18 protein-coding genes and 1 tRNA gene are annotated in these 20,290 nt (G+C 35.8%); 9 read left to right on the forward strand and 10 right to left on the reverse strand.

All coding sequences use genetic code 11. From position 1 onward, the window contains the following. Positions 1 to 95: 95 nt before the first annotated feature. The 4 genes from ACZ1GR_RS12510 to ACZ1GR_RS12525 form a co-directional block, all read right to left on the reverse strand. Positions 96 to 2,507, reverse strand: coding sequence for a M56 family metallopeptidase (locus ACZ1GR_RS12510; protein ID WP_472609299.1), 2,412 nt, complete (start codon positions 2,505 to 2,507; stop codon positions 96 to 98). 2 nt (positions 2,508 to 2,509) lie between these two features. Further along, on the reverse strand, positions 2,510 to 2,875 hold the full coding sequence (locus tag ACZ1GR_RS12515) for a BlaI/MecI/CopY family transcriptional regulator (protein ID WP_377768072.1): 366 nt from the start codon (positions 2,873 to 2,875) through the stop codon (positions 2,510 to 2,512). A 125-nt stretch (positions 2,876 to 3,000) separates the two neighbouring features. Beyond that, entirely contained in the window at positions 3,001 to 4,242 is a 1,242-nt protein-coding gene (locus ACZ1GR_RS12520) for a DoxX family protein (protein WP_472609300.1), read from the reverse strand. A 23-nt stretch (positions 4,243 to 4,265) separates the two neighbouring features. Beyond that, positions 4,266 to 5,654, reverse strand: coding sequence for a dipeptidase (locus tag ACZ1GR_RS12525; RefSeq protein ID WP_472609301.1), 1,389 nt, complete (start codon positions 5,652 to 5,654; stop codon positions 4,266 to 4,268). Between the two features lie 182 nt (positions 5,655 to 5,836). Here ACZ1GR_RS12525 and ACZ1GR_RS12530 point away from each other — a divergent pair. Beyond that, positions 5,837 to 5,918, forward strand: a tRNA-Leu gene (locus ACZ1GR_RS12530). A 380-nt stretch (positions 5,919 to 6,298) separates the two neighbouring features. Continuing rightward, positions 6,299 to 6,460 carry a hypothetical protein gene (locus ACZ1GR_RS12535; protein WP_472609302.1) on the forward strand — a complete coding sequence of 54 codons (162 nt, stop codon included), beginning with the start codon at positions 6,299 to 6,301 and terminating at the stop codon, positions 6,458 to 6,460. 57 nt (positions 6,461 to 6,517) lie between these two features. Here the strand turns inward: ACZ1GR_RS12535 and ACZ1GR_RS12540 are convergent, their stop codons facing one another. The 6 genes from ACZ1GR_RS12540 to ACZ1GR_RS12565 form a co-directional block, all read right to left on the reverse strand. After that, positions 6,518 to 7,690 carry a DmpA family aminopeptidase gene (locus tag ACZ1GR_RS12540; protein WP_472609303.1) on the reverse strand — a complete coding sequence of 391 codons (1,173 nt, stop codon included), beginning with the start codon at positions 7,688 to 7,690 and terminating at the stop codon, positions 6,518 to 6,520. A gap of 41 nt (positions 7,691 to 7,731) precedes the next feature. Continuing rightward, positions 7,732 to 8,838: a serine hydrolase domain-containing protein gene (locus ACZ1GR_RS12545; RefSeq protein WP_472609304.1), complete on the reverse strand. Its 1,107-nt coding sequence runs from the start codon at positions 8,836 to 8,838 to the stop codon at positions 7,732 to 7,734. Positions 8,839 to 8,893: 55 nt separating this feature from the next. Next, complete coding sequence (locus ACZ1GR_RS12550; RefSeq protein WP_472609305.1) at positions 8,894 to 10,429, reverse strand: amidohydrolase family protein; 1,536 nt, start codon at positions 10,427 to 10,429, stop codon at positions 8,894 to 8,896. Between the two features lie 29 nt (positions 10,430 to 10,458). Further along, positions 10,459 to 11,988, reverse strand: coding sequence for an amidohydrolase family protein (locus ACZ1GR_RS12555; protein ID WP_472609306.1), 1,530 nt, complete (start codon positions 11,986 to 11,988; stop codon positions 10,459 to 10,461). A 98-nt stretch (positions 11,989 to 12,086) separates the two neighbouring features. Next, entirely contained in the window at positions 12,087 to 13,379 is a 1,293-nt protein-coding gene (locus ACZ1GR_RS12560) for a M20 metallopeptidase family protein (protein WP_472609307.1), read from the reverse strand. 16 nt (positions 13,380 to 13,395) lie between these two features. Next, a complete protein-coding gene (locus tag ACZ1GR_RS12565; protein WP_472609308.1) occupies positions 13,396 to 14,217 on the reverse strand; it encodes a helix-turn-helix domain-containing protein in 822 nt (273 codons plus the stop codon). Positions 14,218 to 15,008: 791 nt separating this feature from the next. Between ACZ1GR_RS12565 and ACZ1GR_RS12570 the strand changes: the two genes are divergently transcribed. The 7 genes from ACZ1GR_RS12570 to ACZ1GR_RS12600 all read left to right on the forward strand — a co-directional run bounded on the left by ACZ1GR_RS12570 (position 15,009) and on the right by ACZ1GR_RS12600 (position 20,234). Next, positions 15,009 to 15,353: a single-stranded DNA-binding protein gene (locus ACZ1GR_RS12570; RefSeq protein ID WP_472609309.1), complete on the forward strand. Its 345-nt coding sequence runs from the start codon at positions 15,009 to 15,011 to the stop codon at positions 15,351 to 15,353. A gap of 78 nt (positions 15,354 to 15,431) precedes the next feature. Then, on the forward strand, positions 15,432 to 15,812 hold the full coding sequence (locus tag ACZ1GR_RS12575) for a DUF6876 family protein (RefSeq protein ID WP_472609310.1): 381 nt from the start codon (positions 15,432 to 15,434) through the stop codon (positions 15,810 to 15,812). A gap of 11 nt (positions 15,813 to 15,823) precedes the next feature. Next, positions 15,824 to 16,021, forward strand: a complete 198-nt coding sequence (locus tag ACZ1GR_RS12580) for a hypothetical protein (RefSeq protein WP_472609311.1) — start codon at positions 15,824 to 15,826, stop codon at positions 16,019 to 16,021. Positions 16,022 to 16,454: 433 nt separating this feature from the next. Then, a complete protein-coding gene (locus ACZ1GR_RS12585) occupies positions 16,455 to 16,835 on the forward strand; it encodes a BfmA/BtgA family mobilization protein (RefSeq protein ID WP_472609312.1) in 381 nt (126 codons plus the stop codon). Positions 16,836 to 16,845: 10 nt separating this feature from the next. After that, positions 16,846 to 17,877 (forward strand): MobB family relaxase, encoded by a 1,032-nt coding sequence (gene mobB / locus ACZ1GR_RS12590; protein ID WP_472609313.1) that lies wholly within the window; start codon positions 16,846 to 16,848, stop codon positions 17,875 to 17,877. Further along, positions 17,874 to 19,313 (forward strand): type IV secretory system conjugative DNA transfer family protein, encoded by a 1,440-nt coding sequence (locus ACZ1GR_RS12595; RefSeq protein WP_472609314.1) that lies wholly within the window; start codon positions 17,874 to 17,876, stop codon positions 19,311 to 19,313. Before mobB ends, ACZ1GR_RS12595 begins: the two co-directional genes overlap by 4 nt. Positions 19,314 to 19,397: 84 nt before the next feature. Beyond that, positions 19,398 to 20,234 (forward strand): helix-turn-helix domain-containing protein, encoded by an 837-nt coding sequence (locus ACZ1GR_RS12600; protein ID WP_472609315.1) that lies wholly within the window; start codon positions 19,398 to 19,400, stop codon positions 20,232 to 20,234. Positions 20,235 to 20,290 lie beyond the last annotated feature (56 nt).

Below are 20,290 nucleotides of genomic sequence, written 5' to 3' on the forward strand. Positions count from 1 at the left end.
GTATATTAGAACGCAAGCAATCTGAATTTGTTACACAAAAAGCCTTCGAAATGAAGGCTTTAACAGTGATTTGTGATTTTAATATATCTAGGATTTTAAACTTTTTTCCAGAGATAGACCTTTGGTTTTCCACTTTTAGACCCCACGTTATTTACACGATCAATATGTTCATTTTGAGTCAACCATAATGCTTTTTCAACAGAAATGGGTTCATCATTAAAGAAGAATAATGCTTCTTTTTCTATCATTTCAGTTAAATCAATAACAGAATTTGGATTGGTATTTTTATTGTAATTATGATAGGAAACTTTGCTCAAATCTGTCAAAACTATTGCGTACTCATCCTGAGAATAATCTTCAGTGGTTACTTGTATAGATTTGTTGTTTTTTAAAAGTTCATGGGCTTTTACAGAGGTAATCTTTTCGCCATTAAAATAGAATGTCGGAGACTTTTCTTGCCCTCTTAATGCCCTTCCTTTTTTATCAACTTGCTCCCCTTCTTTATTAAAATAGCTGGTGGTTCCGTTTTTAGTACTATAAAAAAGCTCTTTACCATTTACTTTAATATTGCCGGTTTCCAGGTTTATACCGGAGGATTTCTTTTGTGATAATGGTTTTTTGTATATCCTTACTTCTGGAGTTTTAGAAGTGTATGGAAAAGTTTCTACCCGGTTATAGATTTTTTTTGCGATTATTGATAACGCTTTCTTTGAGCTGATATGCTTGTTATCTAAATAAAAATGAGCATTCTTTTTTTCAAGTTCACGTGCATACTTTAAAAGTTCGCTCTCTTTTTTTGTAACTGCACCTATTTTAATAGGTTCTTTAGATATTCTTACTTGTGGTTTTTTAGAGTTGCTGTTTGTAGTTGAAATGTTCAGATCTTTACGCTTTTTAAAAAGTTCTATGGCTTTGTCAGAAGAGATTTCTTTCCCTTCAAAAAAGAAAACAGCTCCTTCTTTGGCCATCGCGATGATATGGTCTAATGGCTCGATAGGTTCAGGCGGTAGAGGTGGAGTCGGAATCGTACTTGCTTTGCCATTAATGACTGTTGGGCTTAGTGGTTTTGGAATTGTGGTGGCTCCTCCATTTGATGCTCCAATACTTTTCGTTGGTGACGGAGGGTTGGGAATATTAGGGTGATTTGGTGCTGGTGGTGGCTCTGGAAAATCTGGGAAAGGCTCAGCATCTGCCTTTTGTTTGTCAGACATTATGCTATAAATATATTTGAGCTGCTCCACATCTTTCATTAGAATTCGCATGTTATCGCTGTCCATTTCATTATACTTTCTCGCTAAAGCATTGTATGTAGCCATTTGCTCCCTCGAAGCTCCTTTTTGGATGTTTTTAGGTAAACATTCTGGGAAAGGCTGAGCCTTTTCTTTTTGCTCACTGCTCATTTTACGATAGATGGACTCCAAGATTTTTAAATCCCCTAAAGGAATTACTCTATTTTCAATAGAAATAGCATTGTATTTCTCTGCTAGACTATTGAATTCTGAAACCTCTTTTTTACTTGCCCCTTCTGCATTTAAAATATTTACCTGAAGTTGATTCACATGGTCCAATTCTTTTTTGATGTTTTTTCCCACATCAGGATTTGTCCTTTGAATAGTTTTGGTCTCACTAAACCCATATAGCATTATAGTTAAGAGAGGAAGAAGTAAAATACTGCGCAGTAGAATTGCTTTTTTTGATGTTCGTGTTTTCATGACTTTAAATCGTTTTTTGATTGATGAATAATTAATGGCATTTGCCATCCCGATAGCTATCGAAACGGACTGATATTTATGTAGACTATCCTGTGATAAATAGGATAATAGCGTATTTTGATAGTTACTGGTTGAAATATCATTGGCGATAACAGCACTATCTGCTAAAAATTCGTGATTAAGTTTAATGCTCTTTTTAAAGAAATGAAGTAGTGGATTAAACCATAGAATAACCTGCAGTAATTCTATGAAAACCACATCGAAACTGTGCCTTTGTTTGGCATGAATTTCTTCATGCAGTAGCACTTCTTTAGGGATGGTATTGGTTTCAAATTTTTCTTTATTCAAAAAAATATATTTGAAAAACGTATGTGGTGGAAGTTGCTCTAATAACAATACTTTAATACTAAAACCCTGTTTTACTTTCGTATTTCTACGAATTCTATTTAATATTTGAAAAAGGTTTCGTAAAAAACGAATTCCAAAAATTAGAGCGCCAATACCATAAATTGTCCATGCCACTAGCGGCCAATTTACCACATCAATATCTCTTGCAGGTGATTCGACTAAAACCGGGGTTGAGGTTTCTATAAACGAATTAGTATTGGTGTAAGTGGTCACAACGGGTTCTACATACTCGATGAATACTAATCCTGGAATTATTAACGCGGCTATCAATGCCAGAATCAGATAAAACCTTTTAAAGACATGCATGCTTTCTTTTTCTAGAAGTAGTTTGTAGAACAGCAGAAAAATTGCCATGCAGGCCGCCGATTTAAAAATATAGATAAGCATGATTATTTCTTTTTAATTTCATTATCGATTAGGGCCTTTAAGGCTTCCAATTCATCTTTGCTTAAATCGGTTGATTGGGTGAAAAATGAAGCAAATTGACTCGGACTGTCATTAAAAAAGTTTTTAATAAGTCCGTTTACATGTTTAGAGAAATAATCTTTCTTTTTAACCAATGGATAATATTCTCTTGAACGACCGAAACTTTTATAAGCCACAAAACCTTTATCCGCCATTCTCTTAAGTAAGGTCGCCACTGTTGTGGTCGCCGGCTTTGGTTCTGCATAGGCATCTAATAAATCTTTCATGAAGGCCTTCTTCTGCTTCCATAGAATATTCATAAGTTCCTCTTCGGTTTTCGATAACTGCATTCTCTACAAGATTAGAATTAACTCTACAAACATAGAATAAATATTTAAATTCTACAAGTGTAGAGTAAAAAAAATGGAATAAGAAAGACTTTATTTGTTGCTAAATGGCTAAGAAGCTAGAAAATTTATCGGTTGAAAGGCCTTTCATTAATCCAGTTGAAACCTCTAGAATAAAGCAATAAGCTATCCAAATTCTTTCGTTTCAAGATGATTTCATGATTGTACAAATAAATTTCGCCATTTAGTTTTAAAGTTTCAGAATTTAAAAGCTCATAGGTGAAATTTGGAGTCTCGTTTCTTTCTCCTGGGGCATAAAGTGCTGCTTTTTCACTAATGGAGTCAGGTTTAAAAGTGTAATTGTATTTTTTGTCATCCATCATTTTTATGGTTGCCCTATCCTTACGGTCAATAATAAGATAGCGCCATTGATTTTTATCGGTTACCAAGCGAGGTAAGGTATCGTTTTCTTTTATGAAATGGGTAACCTCCCAAATACCATATAGATATGGTTTTTTGCTGTTTTTACTTCTATCATTACCATAACCCCTCATTAAAAACAAACCAATCAGCACGACGGTTAACGTTAGTTTTGTCCAGAAAATGACCCTGTGATACGTTTTATCATTTATTGGGTTAAAGAATTCATAAGCTTCGGTCGGTTTGTTATTTATAAAGACATTAATAAACCTTTTGATATCGGTACTAAAAATAAACAATGCCATAAGGGTTAGGTGTACCGAAAATATCTTGACCGGAATATCGAACATAAAGTTCATAACAGCTACATGGATCATTACACCCATCGTTACAAAAGCCCCCAAGGTGGATGTTCTTCGAGGTATTAAGAGTAGACCACCGGTAATTTCCATAATACCCATAAAAAGATTGAAGCCTTTTGAGTATCCCAAATATGTCCAGGCTAAGCCCATGGGTGAAAATTCTCCCAAGGGTTGCATCATTCGGGTAAGCGAAGGGTAAGGAAATTGCAACTGTATCACCTTTACAAAGCCATAGGTAAACATAAAGAATATGAGGAAGATTCTTAAGACTACAATAAACCAGTACATCAGTTGATTGTAACTCTTGCGCTTACGGTCAAACACAATCCATAAAAGGGCAATCACTATTGCCAGAATAAAGTTCATGAAAAGGGTAGCGTAGGCATAGGTATTGTCACCACTACCATAACCACTTGCTTCGTAACTATAATTAATGCCAAGTAAACCGCCAAACCATCTGGTAGGGCCTTCCACAAAACCACTAAAAAAAATTAAAAAGATATAAAGCACGAAGTAGGAGAATACAAATTTGAATAATGCTTTTTTAGCAGATCCCCAATTCGCTTTATATTCTTGAGTTAATAGCATACTCCTTTTAGAAGCTTTTTGGCTTATTTAGAAAGCTCGGTATAATATTTATAGAAATAAGGAATGGTCTCAATGCCTTTTAGGTAGTTCCAAACTCCAAAATGTTCGTTTGGCGAATGAATGGCATCACTATCTAACCCAAAGCCCATTAAAATAGTTTTACTTTCTAAAACCTGCTCAAAAAGTGCTACAATAGGAATGCTTCCACCGGTTCGCTCAGGAATCGGGGTTTTACCAAAAGTAGTCTCATAGGCTTTTGCTGCAGCTTTGTACCCAAGGCTGTCCATATTGGTCACATAAGGCAGACCACCGTGGTGCGGTGTGACCTTTACCTTAACACCTTTTGGAGCAATAGACTCAAAATGCGTGGTAAATAACTCTGTAATTTCATCAGGGTCTTGATGAGGTACCAATCGCATTGAAATTTTTGCATAGGCCTTGCTTGCGATCACGGTTTTTGCACCTTCACCTGTGTAGCCTCCCCAAATTCCGTTAACATCTAATGTTGGTCTTATGGAGTAACGCTCTGAAGTAGTATATCCTTTTTCACCTTGAACATCCCCAATATCTAGTGCTTTTTTATAATCTTCTAAATTAAAAGGCGCTTTTGCCATTTCAGCTCGTTCCTCTGCTGAAACTTCCGCTACTTTATCATAAAAGTTTTTAATGGTGATATGATTGTTCTCATCATGCAAAGAGGCAATCATTTTGTTCAGTACGTTTATCGGATTAGGTACGGCACCGCCATAAATGCCTGAATGTAGGTCACGATTTGGTCCCGTCACTTCAACTTCAACATAACTTAGACCACGCAGGCCCGTTGTAATGGATGGCACATCGTTAGCAATCATTCCCGTATCGGAAATAAGTATAATGTCGTTGGATAATTTTTCCTTATGATCTTCTAAGAATTCTGCTAAGCTATCGCTGCCAACCTCTTCTTCTCCCTCGATCATAAATTTCACATTACAGGGCAGCTCATTATTTTTTATCATAAATTCTGCAGCTTTGACATGCATATACATTTGCCCCTTATCGTCACAAGAGCCGCGAGCGAAAATTGCACCTTCTGGGTGAAGTTCGGTCTTTTTAATTACAGGTTCGAACGGAGGAGAATCCCATAAATCCACTGGGTCTGGCGGTTGTACATCATAATGGCCATATACTAAAACCGTTGGTAAATTCTTATCGATAATCTTTTCACCATAAACAACAGGGTATCCTTTGGTTTGGCAAATCTCAGTGCTATCGCAACCGGCTTCTTGTAACGATTTTTCAACAAATTTTGCAGCTGCAATTACATCTTTGGCATAGGCAGTGTCAGCACTAATAGATGGAATTTTTAAGAGTTCAACTAGCTCATTTAGAAATCTTTCCTTGTTTTCGGTAATGTAATTTTTTATTTGACCCATGTATTTTTTTATCGGAAGCTAAAATTACAAAAAGAAGTTTTTAAATATTGCTATTTCACAATTCGAAAATTGATTTATATTTGCATCCCGATTATTATTGGGACTATTGCGGGCGTGGTGGAATTGGTAGACACGCTAGACTTAGGATTTAACCTAATAAAAGTTCTTAAAATATTGAAAAAGCGGGCGTGGTGGAATTGGTAGACACGCCAGACTTAGGATCTGGTGCCGCGAGGTGTGGGAGTTCGAGTCTCCCCGCCCGCACTTTTTCAACTGATAATTTGCAGTCATAAAACCTCTCAGAAATGAGAGGTTTTTTTGTTTGGGTACAACATGGGTACAACATTTCTACTTTTTTCAGGACTAGTTATAGATTGATATTATCTGCATTTATTTGAAATCAAACCCTATTTCTTCTATTAGAGATTAATAAATTTGCGTTTTCTCATCTTTAGTTCTTCGAGTGTGAGTTTATTATCATACAATATACCCGCAAGTTAAACTCGTAAAATACACCCATCAAAAGACTACGGCATAAAGCCTCTTCTTCTTCCCTCGCTTATTTATTCCGTTTCCTTTTGAGATGAGATTTTAGCTTCCGTTTGGGTACTGCTCAAATATTGTTTAATCAAAAATTTCTTATTATGAAACAGTTATCTGAAAAACCCAAAATTTCCTTACAAGAAGCTGAAGCACATTATCAATTAAGTAAAGAAAATTACACCATTGAAGGTACAGAAAGTCACTTGGCTTATTACAGAGAAAAGCATCCAATTTATTATGCTGTACTGTTACAAATTGTTTAATCTAAATCTCATCGCCAGCACTTTTTTTAACTGCAAAATTGCAGTCATATAAACCTCTCAGTTCATCTTGTTACAATTCTTTAGAACATTTATCAATAAATCATGAGGTATTGCGTGGGCTTTGTTTTTATTAATTCCTTCCATGGTCTCTGCTGCTATCATTGCATTAATAATCGCTTCTTCAACAGCCTGGGCAGTTGCTTCAAAAAGAGGTGTCATATGGTCATTAGGAAGGGTTTCAATTACCGTTATTTCATCTCTACTAAAAGCATTCTCATTGGCCGTTGAAAAGGCAATGAAAATATCGCCAGAACCATTACTTCCATATCCGCCAACCAAGGCAATTCCTAAAGGGACTCTTTGTGTAATTCGTTTTAATTGATGTGATAATAGTGGGGCATCAGTTGCAACTACAACAATTATTGATCCATCACCTTCTTTCCTTCGCGATTTGGGCGGGGCGTTGTTCACATAATTCAATGTATCTCTTAATTCCCTCCCCACAGGTACTCCCGCAATAGTCAAGTTCTTTTTTGCACCGAAATTAGACTGTACCAATACGCCCAAGGTATAAGTCGAATCTTTTATTTTAACCATTCTAGAAGCTGTTCCAGTGCCCCCTTTGAAACCCAAACACATCATTCCAGTACCGCCTCCTACGTTTCCTTCAGCAATTTTTCCAGTCGATGCATTATCAATAGCTTCCAAAACATGTTTTTCTTTGATATGAAAACCATAAATATCATTTAGAAACCCATCGTAGGTTTCTGCAACCACCGGATAGGTGTACCACCAGTCTTCACCGCTATACCAATCTGTGTCTACGTACCATTTTAGAACAGCATCTCTAACGACCCCAACACTGTTGGTATTGGTTATCATAATTGGGGTTTCTAAAAAGCCTGATTCCGTTACCCAGGTTGTTCCTGTCATTTCCCCATTACCATTCAAGCTATACCAATTGGCATACACAGGACTGAATTTTTTGACTTTGCCCCTTGGAAAAATTGCCGTAACGCCAGTTCGTATTGGACCTTTGCCAATAGTGTTTTCTCCTTTACCTTCGATAATCGTACTATAGCCTACTTCAACACCGGCAACGTCGGTAATACTATTTAATTTTCCGGGTGTTCCTATAAAAGGGACACCTAAATCTCTAGCCCTAGGCTTTTGACCAAAACAACTATTTATGATCAATAGAAAAGTAAAAGGAAGTAATAATTTTTTCATATCCATTTTTAAGTTCGTTTAGGAGATAGATGGATGAATCATTATAATGGTAGATTTTCATTGTTCAGGTATTTAAACAGTTCAAATCCAAAATCACCAGCTTGGTCTGCATTGGTAAAGATTACCATTCCCCATTTTTTATTTAGGTCCATTAAGAAAAGACTTGTAAACCCTTCATTATTTCCAATATGACCGTAAATAGGGATTTTAAGAAAATCAAACTTATGTTTTGCAAATCCTAACGTCCAATTTGTGATGCCAACCTTTGTAAACCATTCTGATTTTGGTGTAGCAATTTGGTCTGTAAACAATTCATAGTAGCTTTCTTTTGTCAAGCCTTTTTTATTCATCAAATTTATTAGCCATTTTGAATAGGACATGGCCTCTGAATGAATTCCCGCAGCAGCATTAAATTCCTGAGCATTTTCTTGTTTGGGTATTAGCGTTCCGCTTTTATAAGCTGATGCTTTGTTTTTTAGAGTTTGGGAATTTGGAATATAGGTCGTGTTTTCTATTTTAAGGGGAAGACCAACTTTTTCCTGAAAATATAATTCTAAACCTCTATAATCGGTGTCAAGAATTGATTGAACTACATATACTAAATATTGGTAACCTTCACCTGAATATCCAAATTTAGTTCCTGGTTTAAATTGAGTGTTCAATTCTGAGTTACCACGCCAATTGGGAAATCCTGTACTATGAGAAAGGACCATACGAGCAGTAATCTCTTTGTAGTCTTCATCTGTGTTTTCCAGCCCAGGAAAAGGTTGGTCAACATATTGATACAATGGTCTATCTAGTTCTAACTTTGCTTCATCAACTAACTGCATGACCAAATAGGCAAACATCGGCTTAGAGATGGAAGCCCCCTCAAATATCGTCTGTTCATTTACTTCTTTGTTGTCTTCAACAATTGCATATCCTTTAGTAATGTGATATGCAATTTCGCCCTGATTAATAATTGCCATAGATAGACCAGGAATATTCATTGCCTTCATTTTATCTTCAATGAATTGTTCTATTTTTTGAGTAGGTATTTCTACTTCAGCAATGTTCTCAACGTATTGCTTCCCCTTACTAGTTTTTGATTCCTCTTGTTTACCCTTACATGAAAAAAACAGTACTGATATTAAAAAAAGATATTTCATAAATTTATTCTTTGCGTCTATGATTTCAAAAAATTCTCTTTGCAAGAACTTCTGTTTATTTTAGATACGCATTTATTTCAACACTCCTAGTATCATTGTTCACGTCTTCAATTTTATTGAGAAGTTTTTTTATTCCGTTTTCATCAATGCGATACTTATCAAAAAAAACCATTTCTATGGATTTTGAGTTTGCAATATCTTCAAGGGGGTTTTTAGAAAGTAGGACTAAATCTGATTCATAACCGACTTCAATTTTTCCTATTTTCATTTTCATGAATTTGGCTGGAACTATGGTTGAGGCATCAAGAATTTGTCGGTTTGTGAAACCTACATTTGATAGCGACTTCATTTCATCGTGAAATGAAAAACCGGGTACTACACCTGCGACATTGGTGTCTGTTCCCACAAGAACAGTAACATTGTTTCTGGCCAAAGCACTACTCATTATTTGAATGGCTTTTACATAAGCATCATTGTATGTTTTAGATTTTTTTAATCGTTCAGCATCTTGTAATATTTCGGGGTTTTCATACTCGTTATTGCCTGGCAACCAACCTTGGCGCAAGCCCGAACCTTCAATCACCCCTGGATTTGCGTACTTAAGTTCTATAGTCCTTACAAAATTATTCAAATCGAATTTCTGCTTGGGTAGACTCTCCATTAACCAAATAGTCGTTGAAACTGCAATGTTATTTTCTCTCAGCTTAATGGCAATGCTATCGGCATTTTTTTTGAGATAATCGAGATACTTTTCTTCATCACCATAAGCTACACCACCAAAGGCTTCCATAGTACTTTTGGTAATTTCCTCAACATGGGCCAACTGCGATTGCCCAGATGAATAAAGGGTTTCTAAAGGAATTTCATAGGACAAATGTCCTATGACGGGGATATCTTGTTTTTTAGCTTCATCGATTATGGCTGTATAGGTTTCCGTATTGAGCATACTGCCCAACTTTATGGCATCATATCCTTCCTTCCTGAATGTAGCAATGCCTTCTCGTGCCTCTTCAATAGTTTGGTAGTGGATAGCACCTCCGTAATTTTTACTCATTTCGGCACTGAAGCCCTTTTGACTTCCTACTTTGCTAGAAGCTACATACATATTAGGACTTATGGCACCATTTTTTGCTTCTTTTTTCCATTCAAGATGAGTGTCGGTACCAAACATTTCAGCAATTGAAGTCACTCCATTAGCTAAATACAGATATAGGTCATTTTTACTATTCAATAAATGAGCGTGTGTGTCCACCAGACCAGGTATTAAATATCTATCCGCGCCATTGATATAATCAATATTCGATTGTAGGTCTGTTACATCATTTATGGCATCTATTTTTCCGTTTTTTAACACAATATTTCTTGTGACGAAAGATGCGCTGTCCTTTGTGTAAATATTGACGTTTTTTATTCCAATAATTTCATAGGAATCAAAATAAGAAGTTGGGTCAATAACTTTGGTTAAACTACCTGTATGTTTTTTCATTTGATGGCCAGACCATAGGTATTCGCCCCCCAAACCTAAGGCAATCAGTATAAAAATGCCTATTATAACTTTGATAATTGTTTTTTTTCTAAATTTAAGTTTCATTCTTTTTCTATATGTTTTAGTTTTTATTACTAATTCAAGTAAGGTTCTAGGTCCATAGTCCTGCTCTCATTGTTTTTTTCTTTAATAGCATTTAGCAGCGCATTTATTTGGTCTTTCTGCATAGCAAATTTTCCAAAAAACACCGCTTCGATATTCCTTATTTCGGTAATGTCGTCCAGTGGGTTGCCTTTTAATAAAATCAAATCGGAATTGAAACCTACTTTTATCTCTCCACTATTTGAATTCATCCATTCAGCCGGGGCGCGAGTTCCGGAATACAAGACTTTGCCATTGGATATACCTATTCTACTTAAAGATTCCAACTCGTCATGAAGCGAAAACCCTGGAACTGTTAATGCCGTATTTGCATCGGTACCTGCCATTAAAACAACATTGTTTTTGCACAATGCTTTAGTGACCATATGAATTGCGGCAACATAGGTATCCCAAAATGCCTTTTCAGCTGCGTTTTCCGTTTTATCTGCTTTAACTTCTTCTGATACCTCATAGCTATTATTACCTGGCAACCAACCTTTGCTTAGATTGGTGCCTTCTATTAAAGCGGGATTGACATAGTTTAGAGGGATTCGTTTTATAAACGTTTCTAGGTTTAATTTTTGTTCTGGAAGACTTTCCATCAACCATATCGTACTTACTACGGCTATTTTATTTTTTGCGAGCTGTTTGGCAATGTCATCACATCGTGTTTCCAAATAACCAAGATATGCGTCATTCCCTGTTTGTCCTGAATCTCTAAAGTCGTTCATAGTGCTTTTTACGATTTCCTCTACGTGGGCAATTTCTACCATTCCAGAACTATAAACATCTTCTAGTTTTACACCATTTGGAATATGGCCTAAAACAGGAATATTGTACTCTTTTGCCATTTCTATGGTGATTTCGAACATGGATTGGTTTAGATGACTACTTATCTTGACCGCATCGAATCCATCTTCGGAAAGGTTTTTTATAACCTTTTTAGCACCTTTAACGGAAGCATAATTTATTCTATTTCTAGTCCAGCTTTCAAAGAACCCACTAAAACCACTTTTGCTATTCACTTTTTCAGAACTCACAAATATTTTGGGTCCGATAGCACCTTTATTGATTTCGTTTCGCCATTGAATATGGGTTTTATTGCCTGTCATTTCTCTGACATGGGTAACACCTTTTGCCAAATAAAGCAATAAATCATTTTTACTATCTTTTAAATGAACATGGGCATCTACAAGGCCGGGAATTAAGTATTTACCGGTTCCGTCAATTACAGTATGGTCATTGATTTTTAATGAGTCCTGACCTATCTTAATTATTTTTCCATTTTCAAGTAGTATTGTCTGATTTGGAATGAAGTGGCTACAATCTGTTGCAAGAATATTTACGTTCGTTATGACAACTTTTGGTTCAGTGCTCACATACGTGGTCGGGTCAACGAGCTTGGTGTAACTACCTTGTATTGCTATAAGTTGATGGTTTACCCAGACGATAGAAGTTACTGACGTTACCACTATAAGGATTAGAAACCATAGTCCCCATTTTTTTAATTTTCTTTTATTCATCTTAATTCATACCCTTGTTTTTAAAGTAACTCTAGACACAATTTCAAGAATCAACTTTTTAATTTTATGTTAAAAAAACACCGTGATTGAAATGATTTCTATTCAGTTAATCGCTCCCAAATCATGGATGAAAAGTAGTTGACCCCGATTTTGATACAGTTTTCGTCAACCGCAAAATAGGGTGCATGAGGCAATGAAATGATATTTTTTTGATAATCGGCTCCTCCAAGAAAATAGTATGCGCCAGGTATTTTACTTTGAAAATCTGCAAAATCATCAGCTCGACCAGGCATAATTCCATATATTGGAATAACAGCTTCTTTTCCATAAATGTCAGCAATACTTTTCGCAGTAGTAGCGGTGAGTTCTTTGTCATTATTGACCACATTCTCTTTGTAGGTGAAATCAATTTCTTTTAGCTGTTTTCCATATTTTGAGGCCTTGATATTTTCTTTTAATTCACTTAACACAAGAGCCATTGTTTCGCTACTGCTCGATTCAATTTCAGCATTTATTACGATTCCATTTTTTGTGTTTTCTAGGTTGATGGTTTCACTTACCAAAATATAGTCCCTGTATATCGTATTCTGACTTTCAAGTCCGATTTCTGGGTCGCCAAGATTATCAAAATTCCAAAATCTACTATCTTTTGGAATTGTATTTAGATTTGAGATTTGCTCTTTTATATAGTTGAATACTTCGTCTTTATCAATCTTCGAATCAAATGTGATTTGTAGTTTGTCTGCACTGGCGTATAGCTCGTTGGGTTTGGTAATAATTGTTCCAGTTGGCCAAGGGCTCATATGTAGCCCGTAAATTTCCTCGGGTTTTATGCTATCGAACAAGCCATCATTAATCATTGCTTTTGCTCCTTTTAGGTTTTCTTCCGAGGGTTGAAATATAAAATAAACGGTTCCCGCCAGATTATCTTTTTGGCTCGCCAAGACATTGGCTATACCTAAGCCAATAGTCGTATGCACATCATGGCCACAAATATGGCGAACTCCATCGTTCTTTGATTCAAAATCCACCACATCTGGAATTTTAGACGCCAGTGCATCAATGTCTGCTCTCCAGGCAATCCGTTTTCCTTCTTTATTCCCTTTTAGGATGCCAACTACACCGTATCCGCCTACATTGGTTTTTACTTCGAGTCCAACAGACAATAAATAATTTGCTATTTTCTTTGAGGTTCTCTTTTCTTGTCCTGATAGTTCAGGGTATTCATGTAAATCTCTGCGAATTTTCACCAGGCTGTCAAAGATTTTATTCGTTTGGTTTTGAATAGTTTTATGGGTAGTAGTATTAGACGCTATATTTTGAGCAAAAATTAGTGGACTTGTAATAAAGAAACTTAAAATAGATAGTGTTAGCTGTTTTTTTAATGTCATTTTAGTTTTATTGTGCTTATGTAGTGAAAAATTGAGTTTCGTTATTGAACATTTGAGCCATCTTATAGATAATTATGACTTCAAGTAGGCCAGCTAACATCTGTATAGGAAACCCTATGGGGTTTGCAAATAGAAAAAATATACCAGCGATAATCTCTAGTGCTCCAGCGAAAACACAAATGAGACCTAATGAAGAATAAAGTTTGATTAGCCCAATACCAAAAATTATACTCAATACACCGAATGCAGTCGAAATAATCATTTGCAACACAATGTTATTTAATGAATCATGATAAAGTGAGATGATATCGTAACTTAGAATCAACACCATTGCGCTCAACAAAACAATAGATATGATTTTCAATAGGAGCGATTTGATGCGAGTGCCAATAGCTATAAAACCATAAATAAACAATCCATAGCTAAGCATTACCAAAAGCTTTGTAATGAGATAAAAGTTGTTACTGTAATCTACTATTGGAATAAAACTTGATTCCATCACTTCTATTAACTCGGTATCTTTCAAAAGGCGGGTAAAATCCATTGGGCCTTCTATGAAGCCTAGTAGTAAATATACTATTCCAGCAATCCAAGATATAGTCAACCATTTAGATGATTTTTTGGAACTGGATTCATCAACCTCAAATACACTCATATCACTGTCAAGTGCTGAAAGTATTTTTTCTATAGTATGATTTCTAGGGTTGGCTTCGCCGTTCTCTATCCGTTGTATAGTTCTTACACTTATACCAGAGCGTTCCACAAGATTTTCTTGAGTAATGTGTTTGGACTTTCTTAACGCCGCAATCTTTATTCCTAGTTCTGGTTGTTTAATCAATTATTTTACTTTTCACGCAATTAAATGTTTTGACTTAATACTGACAAATTTTACCAAATTATTTTACCCGTCGTTGACCCGTCGTTTTCTTGGTTTGAATATATTTTTTTGATAATGAGATATTTATGCCACTCAGCACATTTCCTGCATTTCGCAAAAAGCTACATTACGGAAAAGAGCTTCACTTCAAAATATCTTGGACACAATCCCCAATTTTGGCTTTCCATTCCGTTAACCCTTCCCGCTGCTCTGGGAAGGAACACTACATTCCCGAGCCAAAATTGTGAATCAAGTCCGCTTTTCATCGGAAAGCCATCACTTCGGTTTTCTTAACAAGATTTTCGGCGAAGTCTTCTTGAGCCTTCACTCGAAAATCCTTAAAAACCAAACCGCTGTCTTACACATTTTAAGGGGTTTATAATGGATAAAGCCTTTATTGTTTTTCGGGGCGTCGAAAAACAGGCAGTGCATAACCAATTCTAATTTAACCACAGCTACTTATTTCGCTTAACTGTCGGTACGCTCAAACGCAACTGCGTTTAAAAGAATTGCTAATGCCCTTATTGAACTTGTCAAGACTGTACAAAGTTTTAGTGAAAAATAAGGTTTCTACTTCCTTGAAATTCCAAGGAATTTACTACGTCGCAAACACACCTGATTTATTCCCTAAAAGTCTTGACAAAACCCACTCTATCCATTGTGCTGTGCACGAAAGAAAAGAACAAACACCCCTTAAAATTTAATCTGTTTTAAATCAATAGGGGAAATATAAATCACTTAAATATTTTATTATGAGTACTATTAAAAATCACGTACAGTTAATTGGAAACGTTGGACAAGAACCAACTATTACGAACCTTGAAAGCGGAAAGAAAGTAGCCCGTTTTTCACTAGCCACAAATGTAAACTACAAAGACAGCAAAGGCGAAAAGCAGACCGATACCGATTGGCACACTATCGTAGCTTGGGGCAAGACTGCCGAAATCGTAGAGAAATATGTTGGCAAAGGTAAAGAAGTTGGCATTGTAGGGAAACTGAAAACAAGAACCTACACAACCGATGATGGAAACCAACGCTATGTTACCGAAGTGGTAGCAGACGAAATCCTATTACTTGGAAGCAAAGACGACAAGTAATAGTTAAAAATGAAAGAGGGCGTAACCGTCGAAAGATGCGCCCTCTTTTTCATTATTCACACTTAAAAAAAGCAAACAATGAATACAAAAATTAACGAAATAAAAGAGCGATTGCAATATTTTAGCGGAACAGAAATGTTCTATTCCATACCGCTTATTAGAACAAGATTTACCGATGGACTTAAATACCTTACCGAGGTTGCCGAATGTTTTTGGCTCATTACGGACACGTCGGTAATTGCAAAAAGTCTGATGAACCGAAGCGAATTTATAACCATCGACTTCAAAAGATTGTCTGAAGAAACACAAGATTTTACAGGTTATGAAGCTGAGATAATTTATAGCGATGGCAATGATAATATTTTGCAAAAACACGGCTATAGGGCAACCGATTTTCCGCTGGATGAATTGCGATTATTTTTTGTAAATGATACGTTGATGTTACCTAGCGAATATTAAAATTTTGGACCGTGGTATATCTCAATTTTACAGACTTGAGCGAGGAAGCTCAAAACCGACTTTTAGAAACTTCTAAAGCGGATGTGCAACGAAAATTTGGGGATAACATTCGCAAATACGTAACAGAAAATTATGGCTGTTTTGAAACGATGATTGAAGAGGAAGCACTTCGGAATTTATATTCCTATACCTACGTTTTCAATCCATAGTTTTTAATAGAAATGAAACAGACACCTCTAAAATTTTAGAGGTGTTTTTGTGTGTAATTCATTCTACATCAATAATAAATCACTATCTTTATTTCGCTGAAATTCAGCATTCAATTTTAAGTAAGGTTATCCAATTTTCGACTTTCGCCGATACCCTTACACATCGAAAAATAACATATCGGAAAATCATTTTCCCTGAAAATGGCAATCGGCTTTTTAGCCGGGTTGTATGGATTTTTGTCACGCTTGCGCGTGACGAAAAGGAATAGCAAGAGGGTAACACGCTGCGCGATGTTTCGGATTCCTTTTCGTTTTTAATTGACTGAAAATCAAATAATTAAAATTATTTTAATTTCTTGACAATCAACGATTTGCGACAAACGGGCTGGTAACATCCATTTTTAGGGAGGATTTTGCGACAAATCGGCGAAATATGGACTCATTTACTGGAATTAGATTCAAAAAAGAAACCGCAAAGCGTTTCCAAACTTTTTCACGCACATACTTCAAATCGCATACAGAAGCAATGTCCACAATGCTTGATTTTTTCTTCTACAATGAAATTTCGCCAAAGGAAAAATTAGGACCAACAGGACGTACTATCGAAGCTAAATTATTAAAAAGAATCAATGCGGTTATTGCCATAATGCGAGACGTAGAGAAGACCCAAACCAAACCTACCGTGGCGATGATTCAAAGACTTTTTGAAATGGAAGAACCTAATAAAAAACCACTCATTGTAGAAAAGAAATATGACAATGAAAACAAAGAAGTGCGCTTTCGAGAAAAGCGAAATATAAAAAACGAACATTAATTTTTGGGCTATGTACATCACAATAACACCTCAAAAATTAGGAGTTAATTACTCGCAAAGTTCAGCTGATTTTGTTGGGTATTTAGAGAAAGAAAATCAAGGCTTGGAACAACAGGATATGGAACATTTTTTTAATCAATATGGCGATGAGATTTCCGCTGAAGAAGTGGTAAAAGAGATTGATGGTAATACCGCAAAATTGAAAAAGAAAGAACCGAAATTTTATTCAATTACTGTGAGCCCGTCAAAGTATGAATTGCGTAAACTTCAAAACAGTAGTCAAGATTTAAAAACCTACACTCGTGAGCTGATGAAGGATTATGTTGCCAGCTTCAACAGAGAAATTAATGGAAGACCTATTACCATCGATGATATAAAATACTATGCTAAAATTGAGCATCAACGAACGTTCAAGGGTACGGATATTCAGATTCGAGAAAATCAACCATATGCCACAAAAATACTTCAACTCAAAACCGATATCCGAAATATTGAAGAAGGGCGAAATCAAGGGAATATTAAAAAGATAGAAAAGGAAATAGCCAAACTGGAACGCCAAGCGCCACATCAACAAAATGGAAAACGGATTGTCCAGGGAATGCCAAAAACAGGTAATCAAAGCCATGTTCATATTATCGTTAGCCGAAAAGATGCTTCTAATTCGGTCAGTCTTTCTCCAGGAAGTAAACACAAAGCTTCAGAGGTTGAGATGCACGGCAAAAATGTAAAACGTGGTTTTGACAGAGACAAGTTCTTTGAAAAATCAGAAAAGACTTTTGATAAGACCTTTGGTTATAAGCGCAATTATGCAGAAACTTATAAGGCAAAAAAGGATTTTGTAAAAAATCCCAAACTCTACTTTGCTGCTTTGATGAAACTTCCAGCTAATGAAAAAGCATTGGCTTTTAAAATGATTACAAAGACGGGATTGCCAGTAATTCCTAGTATTCCAGTAAGTCAAGCTCAAATTGCACTTCGGGTATTTAAAAGATTAAGACGTGGTGCGGAAGTGGCAATAAAATCAAGTTCGATAGGGATATGAGTTGGTCATTGGCAGAAATAGTTATTTATGTTGTAGTGCCTGTTCTATCATTAGTAATATTGATTTATGCCTTTTATGATAATGAACCAACTAGCAAAAGGGATAGAAAATATCAAGTAAAATTCTCAACTAAATCAGGGAAATTTGAAGTTGATAACATTAAGCGAGGTGCATCCATAATCGGTTCTGCAGGAAGCGGAAAAACCGAAAGCATTGTATATGGATTTCTAAAACATTTTAGGAAAGAGCGTTTTTGTGGAATCATCCACGACTATAAAGATTTTGAATTGACAGAAATGGCTTATCCGCTTTTTAAGGATAGTGATATTCCATTTAGGGTTATTTCCTTTGATAAAATCATTCATCGAGTGAATCCTATTGCGCCACGTTATTTAGAGAATGAGGAAAGCGTAAATGAAGTTTCTAGAGTATTAATTGAAAACCTCTTGGAACAACGGGAATCTGGAACAACAGGTACGACAAAATTCTTTAACGATGCAGCTGAAGGATTAATCGGTGGGTTGATTTGGAAACTGAAAACGGACTATCCTAAATACTGTACGCTACCTCATTTAATCGCAATTTATCAATTATTGGACACGGATAGTCTTATCCAGTTTTTGGAAACTAATACCACATCAAGAGCTATGGCAGATGCTTTTATAAGTGGTAAAGATTCGGACAGACAGACAGCTGGCGTAAAAAGTACTTTGGCTAATGCATTAAAACGCATTAGCACGCAGCGTATTTTTATGGTACTGTCTGTAGATGAAGTTCCATTGAATATAAACAGTGAAGAAAATCCTGCTATTATTTCTGTAGTGAACAATCCAAAATATGAGACATCTTATTCGCCAGTAATTGCCACCATTATTCATACAATTACCAAACAAATGAGTGTGCGAAATTCTAAGCCTTCATTTTTATTAATGGAAGAAGCACCAACAATTCGCCTTTTGAATATGCACCGTATTCCAGCAACATTACGTAGTTATGATATTGCCACCATTTACGTGATGCAGGACAAAATCCAGAATGATATGATGTATGGAGACAAAGCAAGCAAAGCCATATTGAGCAATTTGTCCTACCAGTTTTTTGGTAAGGTAAATGACCCAGACACCGCTAAATACTACGAACGCTTTTTTGAAATTATCAAAGACCCAACGAAAAGCATAAGTCGTGGGCATAATCTGGATTTTGATACACGGATTACGACTGGAGAAAAGGAAATTCCAAAAATTAGAGCAGATGTTTTCTTTAGGTTAAAGCAAGGCGAGTTTATTACCTATGCCGATGGAAAGGATAAGAAAGTTCAGTTTAAATTGGCTGATATTCAAAGAGAGTTGCCAAAGGAGTCTAAACAATTTTCTGCTGCTGATTTAGCGGCAAATTTTGAGAGGGTTTATAATGAAGTTAAATCTATTTTTAAATAAACATCTTCCTTTATTCTCCTCTTGAAAACCTAGTTTAATATTTTTACTAGATTTATAGGCAAGCAAAAACACCATTCGATACCATTGAAAAACAACTTCGTCATACACCAAAAAGCAAAACAGTACCAATGGTATGGCGAATGCTTTCTTTCTATAAAATCCTTTTATAATGGCAAGGCAAACTATCAAGTGAAGCAAAGAGAGTATGAAGTAGATAAAACGAATTACTTAATACTCAATGAGTGCACAAAATATCGATTGACAATCGATACACAAAATGAGACGGAATCTTTTTGCACATTTTTTGCCCCAGAATTTATATCAAAATTGGTTTCTGAAATTAGCGCTACAGATGAGCATTTGCTTGATTTTAACGTAAAATACGAACAAGGGATTCGACTATTTGAAAGAAACTATAGGCACAACGGAGCAGTTTCTCGACTACTAAATATTGGGAGAACAAAGTTTGCTCACAGTATAGAAGATTTAGAAAAAGATGAATGGTATCAACAATTGCTGTATGCCGTTTTGGCACAAAATTCTAGAACATACTTTGATACGGAACAACTTGCTTCAAAAAGAAAATCAACGCGAGAAGAGTTATACCAGCGACTTTGTTTTGTAAAAGATTATTTGGATTGTAACTATTCTAGAAACCTGAGATTATCAGACCTTTCTGCAGTAGGCTTATTATCCGAAAATCATCTTTTACGCAATTTTAAGCAGGTATTCGGGCTTACTCCGTTTCAATACATTTCTAAAAAACGAATTCAAGAAGCAAAACGCCAAGTGTTGGAAACTAACAAGAGTATAAAGGATATAGCACTGGATGTTGGGTATTCAAGTTTTGGTAATTTTAGTAGCTATTTTAAGAGTATAGTTGGGCTTGCTCCAGCCGACCTTAGAAAAGGTGATATATAGTAAGCCTTTCTAAGGTTCGATATGTTCTTTTGTATCAAATTCAATTGATATGAAAA

Source organism: Croceitalea sp. W27, from assembly GCF_055693185.1.

Bases quoted from the DNA above. Each gene is read 5' to 3' on its own strand.
- ACZ1GR_RS12595 (WP_472609314.1), top strand. From the start codon at position 17,874: ATGAGTTGGTCATTGGCAGAAATAGTTATTTATGTTGTAGTGCCTGTT.
- ACZ1GR_RS12525 (WP_472609301.1), bottom strand. From the start codon at position 5,654: ATGGGTCAAATAAAAAATTACATTACCGAAAACAAGGAAAGATTTCTA.
- ACZ1GR_RS12550 (WP_472609305.1), bottom strand. From the start codon at position 10,429: ATGAAACTTAAATTTAGAAAAAAAACAATTATCAAAGTTATAATAGGC.
- ACZ1GR_RS12555 (WP_472609306.1), bottom strand. From the start codon at position 11,988: ATGAATAAAAGAAAATTAAAAAAATGGGGACTATGGTTTCTAATCCTT.
- ACZ1GR_RS12515 (WP_377768072.1), bottom strand. From the start codon at position 2,875: ATGCAGTTATCGAAAACCGAAGAGGAACTTATGAATATTCTATGGAAG.
- mobB (WP_472609313.1), top strand. From the start codon at position 16,846: ATGTACATCACAATAACACCTCAAAAATTAGGAGTTAATTACTCGCAA.
- ACZ1GR_RS12575 (WP_472609310.1), top strand. From the start codon at position 15,432: ATGAATACAAAAATTAACGAAATAAAAGAGCGATTGCAATATTTTAGC.
- ACZ1GR_RS12545 (WP_472609304.1), bottom strand. From the start codon at position 8,838: ATGAAATATCTTTTTTTAATATCAGTACTGTTTTTTTCATGTAAGGGT.
- ACZ1GR_RS12585 (WP_472609312.1), top strand. From the start codon at position 16,455: ATGGACTCATTTACTGGAATTAGATTCAAAAAAGAAACCGCAAAGCGT.
- ACZ1GR_RS12520 (WP_472609300.1), bottom strand. From the start codon at position 4,242: ATGCTATTAACTCAAGAATATAAAGCGAATTGGGGATCTGCTAAAAAA.
- ACZ1GR_RS12570 (WP_472609309.1), top strand. From the start codon at position 15,009: ATGAGTACTATTAAAAATCACGTACAGTTAATTGGAAACGTTGGACAA.
- ACZ1GR_RS12510 (WP_472609299.1), bottom strand. From the start codon at position 2,507: ATGCTTATCTATATTTTTAAATCGGCGGCCTGCATGGCAATTTTTCTG.
- ACZ1GR_RS12535 (WP_472609302.1), top strand. From the start codon at position 6,299: ATGAAACAGTTATCTGAAAAACCCAAAATTTCCTTACAAGAAGCTGAA.
- ACZ1GR_RS12540 (WP_472609303.1), bottom strand. From the start codon at position 7,690: ATGAAAAAATTATTACTTCCTTTTACTTTTCTATTGATCATAAATAGT.
- ACZ1GR_RS12560 (WP_472609307.1), bottom strand. From the start codon at position 13,379: ATGACATTAAAAAAACAGCTAACACTATCTATTTTAAGTTTCTTTATT.